This window comes from Paraburkholderia sp. Ac-20336, assembly GCF_017105025.1.
GTDB lineage: Bacteria > Pseudomonadota > Gammaproteobacteria > Burkholderiales > Burkholderiaceae > Paraburkholderia.
Window position 1 is genome coordinate 1 of record NZ_JAAGPS010000265.1, and the last position, 2,690, is coordinate 2,690.

The window sequence follows — 2,690 nt, forward strand, 5'->3', positions numbered from 1 at the left end:
TCGTCACGCGCCGCGTGACCGAGGCGGCCGAGCACGCCGGCTTCGTGTTCGCGGTCGATCCGACCTCGCTCGACGCATCCTGCATCGGCGGCAACATCGCGATGAACGCGGGCGGCAAGAAGGCGGTCGCGCCGTTGTTGCCGGCGGGCGCGGCAGTCGAAGGCACTCTCGGCGCCGTTTCAAGGCGCGCAGCCTGCGAGGACGAACCGCCTGCGTAAACCGGTGCCTGAGGCGCGGGCCTCGTCAGCGGGGACGTGATGCCACCGGACGCGGCAGGTGCACCCGCATAGCCCGACGTAGACGGAACGGCCGCCGCAGTTGCCGCCGCCACCGCGGCGCCACGCTCCGGCTGCGGCGCCGCGGCCTGATAACTCGGCGTATCGAACGGCGCCGGCGTCGCGGCTGGTCCGGCCATGCGGCGGATTCCGTCGAAGCGCTTTGCCCAATAGGGATTGGTCAGATAGTCGAGGCGCACCGTGCCGCCTGTCGACGGCGCATTGACGAAGCGCAGCTTGCCTACGTAGATGCCGACGTGCGAATGCGCACGCCCGGTCGTGTTGAAAAAGATCAGATCGCCGGGCGCGATTTCGTCGGGTTCGATCGATTCGCCGCGGCTGCTCATCTCGGCCGTCGTGCGCGGCAGATTTACCGATGCGGCGCGCAGCACGACATAGCGCACGAGGCCGCTGCAATCGAAGCCGCTGTCTGGCGTGTTGCCGCCCCAGCGATAGGGCACGCCGACGAGGCTCATCGCCTGGATCGAGATTTCCTCGCGGCCGATGCTGTGGTCGACGAAATGGGGGAAGCCCGGCGGCGGCGCGTGATACGCGCCGTTCGCCACGACGATGCCGCCGGCCGGCCCGCGCGACGTTTTCTGCGGCGCGCCGGCACAAGCGGCGAGCAACAGCACGATCAGCAGCGAAAACGCGAGTCGGAGCATGAAGACGGGGCGGGCGGGTAAACGCCCGTTTACTGACTGAATGTCGCGATGGTAGCCCGTCACACGCGGCTGCGGCAAGAATTGTTGATAAATTACTTGAAGTTTGTGCGCTAAGTGTTGCCGGCGCGGAACGCCAAGGCGATAAAAAAAGCCGCGTCCGGAACGATCCGGACGCGGCTTGCGATGCCAGGGAAAGCCGGGAAAAGCCCGGCCGAAGCCTAGAGAATTTCCGACGCGTAATCGGCGAGACGCGAGCGCTCGCCGCGCGCGAGCGTCACGTGTCCGCTATGCGCCCAGCCCTTGAAGCGGTCGACCACGTAGGTCAGGCCCGAACTGCCTTCGGTCAGGTAAGGCGTGTCGATCTGCGCGATATTGCCGAGGCAGATAATCTTCGTGCCCGGACCCGCGCGCGTGACGAGCGTCTTCATCTGCTTCGGCGTCAGATTCTGCGCCTCGTCGATGATCAGATACTTGTCCACGAACGTGCGGCCGCGCATGAAGTTCATGCTCTTGATCTTCAGGCGCGAGCGGATCAGCTCCTGGGTTGCGGCGCGACCCCATTCGCCGGCGGCGTCGTCGGTTTTCTGCAGCACTTCGAGGTTGTCGTCGAAGGCCCCCATCCACGGCTGCATCTTTTCCTCTTCGGTGCCGGGCAGAAAGCCGATGTCTTCGCCGACCGGCACCGTCGCGCGCGTCACGATGATCTCGTTGTAGCGCTTGTCGTCGAGCACCTGCGCGAGGCCCGCCGCGAGCGCGACCAGCGTCTTGCCGGTGCCGGCCTGGCCGAGCAGCGTGACGAAGTCGATTTCCGGGTTCATCAGCAGATTCAGCGCGAAGTTCTGCTCGCGATTGCGCGCCGTGATGCCCCACACGTTGTTCTTGTGGTGGCCGTAGTCGCGCAGCGTTTGCAGCAGCGCCGTCTTGCCGTTGATTTCGCGCACGAGCGCATGGAACGCGGGCTCGCCGTTCTGCGGCTCGAGATAGACGAACTCGTTGACGAGCATCGACGCGCACAGCGGCCCCGTGACCCGGTAGTACGTCGTGCCGGTCTTGGTGTCCTGCCAGCTTTCCATGCCCTTCGCGTGCCGGGTCCAGAAATCCTGCGGCAGCGCGCGGATGCCCGTGTACAGCAGATCGCTGTCTTCGAGAACCTGGTCGTTGAAGTAGTCTTCGGCGGGCAGGCCGAGCGCGTGCGCCTTGATGCGCATGTTGATGTCTTTCGACACCAGCACGACCTGGCGGTCCGCGCGATCGCGCTGCAACGCGCGCACCACGCCGAGGATCTGGTTGTCGGCCTTGCCTTCGGGCAGGCCTTCGACCGGCTCGATCGCGGTGAGGCGGGTCTGGAAGAACAGGCGGCCCGACGCCTCGCGGCTGCCGAGGCGCGCGAGCGAGATGCCGTCGGCCATGTCGCCGGCATTGGCGACGAGCGCGTCGAGCGTGCGGCTCACCTGGCGCGCGTTACGCGCGACTTCCGACATGCCTTTCTTGTGGTTGTCGAGCTCTTCCAACGTCATCATTGGCAGATAGACGTCGTGTTCCTCGAAACGGAACAGGCAGCTCGGATCGTGCATCAGCACGTTCGTGTCGAGCACGAAGAGCTTCTGCGCCTCGACCGGCGTGGTGGTGGCCGTACCGCGTTTCTTGCGCGTGCCGCTTGCGGCGGGCGCAGGGGCGGCAGCGGTGTCGGCCTCGTGCTTGGCAGCCGGGGCGCGCGCCACGACCGGTTCGGCCTCGGCCGCGGCCGGCG

At 66.4% G+C, this 2,690-nt stretch carries 2 protein-coding genes; both read right to left on the reverse strand.

Annotated features, from left to right (window positions below; genetic code table 11):
* Nucleotides 1–940 (reverse strand): C40 family peptidase (locus tag GXB81_RS30815; RefSeq protein WP_241016602.1); only part of this gene is annotated, 940 nt, incomplete at its 3' end.
* A 218-nt stretch (nucleotides 941–1,158) separates the two neighbouring features.
* Nucleotides 1,159–2,690, reverse strand: a 1,532-nt coding sequence (locus GXB81_RS30820) for a PhoH family protein (protein ID WP_205991189.1), incomplete at its 5' end; no start/stop codon positions are given.